Origin of the sequence: Pseudomonas sp. PH1b (genome assembly GCF_000633395.1) — a bacterium.
In the GTDB taxonomy this organism is placed as follows: Bacteria; Pseudomonadota; Gammaproteobacteria; order Pseudomonadales; family Pseudomonadaceae; genus Aquipseudomonas.
Genome location: NZ_AYMU01000036.1, coordinates 1 through 1,231 on the forward strand (window position 1 = coordinate 1; position 1,231 = coordinate 1,231).

The following is a 1,231-nucleotide window of genomic DNA, read 5'->3' on the forward strand; positions in this document are numbered from 1 at the left end:
TGAATCGCCCCGGGTTTCCTAGACACCTCTTTGCCTTAAACTGAGGCCAATTAGGAGGTGCCATGAGCAACCCGCGTTATCCCGAAGAATTCAAAATCCAAGCGGTCAACCAAGTGACCGAAAAAAAGCTGCCAGTCGCTGATGTAGCGGCCCGTCTCGGCGTGTCGACGCATAGCCTCTATGCCTGGATAAAGCGCTACAGCAAACCTCAAGAAGAACGGCAGCAGGATGATGATCAGCGCGCTGAACTGCGTCGCCTGCGAGCAGAGCTCAAGCGCGTCACTGAAGAGCGAGACATCTTAAAAAAGGCCGCCGCGTACTTTGCCAAGGAGTGCGGTTGAAGTACGCCTTTATCAAGCAGCGAGCCGGCGACTATTCCATTCGACGGCTTTGCCTGACGTTGAAAGTCCATCCCAGCGGTTATTACGCCTGGTTGTCTGAGCCGCAATCTGCACGCGCTAAAGACGATCAGCGACTGCTGGGTTTGATCAAGCATTCATGGTTGGAGAGCGGAGGCGTTTATGGCTATCGCAAAATCCATGACGATCTGCGCGAGGTTGGTGAAGTTTGCGGGCGCCATCGTGTGGCAAGGCTGATGCGTCTTGAAGGGCTGCGCTCTCAGACGGGTTATCGACGCCGCCCTGGAAAGTACGGCGGTAAGCCAGCGGTCGCCTCACCCAATTTGCTGAGGCGCCAGTTCGATGTCGTGGAACCCAACAAGGTTTGGGTAACCGACATCACCTATATTCGTACGTATGAAGGCTGGTTGTATTTGGCGGTGGTGCTGGATCTGTTTTCTCGTCAGGTCGTTGGCTGGTCAATGAAGGCGCAGATGACCAGTGATTTGGCTATTGATGCGTTGTTGATGGCGGTTTGGAGGCGTAAACCGAAGCAAGAGGTGATGGTTCATTCCGACCAGGGCAGCCAGTACAGCAGCTCCGATTGGCGCAGCTTTTTGAGGGCAAACAATTTGGTTGCCAGCATGAGTCGTCGAGGTAACTGCCATGACAACGCCGTGGCCGAGAGCTTTTTCCAGCTTCTGAAAAGAGAACGGATCAAGCGGAAAATTTACATCACACGGGAAGATGCTCGTAGCGATGTGTTCGATTACATCGAAATGTTCTACAACTCAAAACGCCGACATGGTTTCAATAATCAGCTGTCACCGGTAGAGTTTGAAAAACGTCATGCAATGAGCTTGCAAGGTGTCTAGAGAATCCGGGGCGATTCA

Annotated in this window: 1 protein-coding gene; it reads left to right on the forward strand. The window is 52.9% G+C overall.

Features of this window, described 5'->3' with window-relative positions; translation table 11 throughout:
• Positions 1-62: 62 nt before the first annotated feature.
• A protein-coding gene (locus U873_RS0132285; RefSeq protein ID WP_115658654.1) for an IS3 family transposase occupies positions 63-1,213 on the forward strand; the annotation gives its coding sequence in 2 pieces (ribosomal slippage) (positions 63-297 and positions 297-1,213; 1,152 coding nt in all).
• Positions 1,214-1,231 lie beyond the last annotated feature (18 nt).